This is a genomic window from Streptomyces alkaliphilus (assembly GCF_014141535.1).
GTDB lineage: Bacteria > Actinomycetota > Actinomycetes > Streptomycetales > Streptomycetaceae > Streptomyces > Streptomyces alkaliphilus.
Genome location: NZ_VKHT01001541.1, coordinates 1 through 768 on the forward strand (window position 1 = coordinate 1; position 768 = coordinate 768).

Annotated in this window: 1 protein-coding gene; it reads left to right on the forward strand. The window is 73.7% G+C overall.

Features of this window, described 5'->3' with window-relative positions:
* On the forward strand, window positions 1-618 hold a 618-nt coding region (locus FNQ90_RS25565; RefSeq protein WP_182608480.1), incomplete at its 5' end, for a DUF3152 domain-containing protein.
* Window positions 619-768 lie beyond the last annotated feature (150 nt).

Consider the following 768-nt stretch of genomic DNA (forward strand, 5'->3'; position numbering starts at 1 on the left):
ACCTCCCGCCCCGCCCCGGAGGAACCCGACATCCCCGTTCCCGAGTCGGGGCCCGGCTCCTTCCGCTCCGGAATGCCCGGGGAGGCCGACGAGGACGTGGAGGCCGTCGGCGAGGGCACCCCGCTGCGTTACCGCGTGCAGGTCGAGGACGGGATCGACCTGGACCCGGACGAGGCCGCCGTCGAGGTGCACACGATCCTCGCCCACCCCCGGGGCTGGACCAACGACGGCACCAGCGCCTTCCTGCCGGTCTCGGAGCCGCCGTTCGACTTCTCCGTGAAGATCGCCACGCCCGCGACCGTGGACGACATCTGCGGGCAGTACGGCCTGGACACCGGCGGCGAGGTGAACTGCCGGGTCGGGGACGAGGTGATGGTCAACCTCCGCCGCTGGGTGGAGGGTTCGCCGAATTTTCCCGGCCCCATCGGGCAGTACCGGGCATTGATCATCAACCACGAGGTGGGCCACCGGCTCGGCCACGGCCACCTGGGGTGTCCCGGGCCGGGGGAACCGGCGCCCGCCATGATGCAGCAGATCAAGGGGTTGGACGGCTGCGAGGCCAACCCCTGGCCGTACGACGTGGACGGGGAGTACATCGACGGCCCGTGGGCCCCCTGATCGGCCGGACCCCGCGGCGCCCGGTGGCCTCCGGGCCCCGGCCCGGGCGGACGCGTGGTCGACTTCCGGTCGTTTCGTTCGGCGGGCGGCCCGCCGAGGAGAGCGCGCCCGCCCGCCCGTGTGACACCGACCCGACGCGCCGTACGGCCC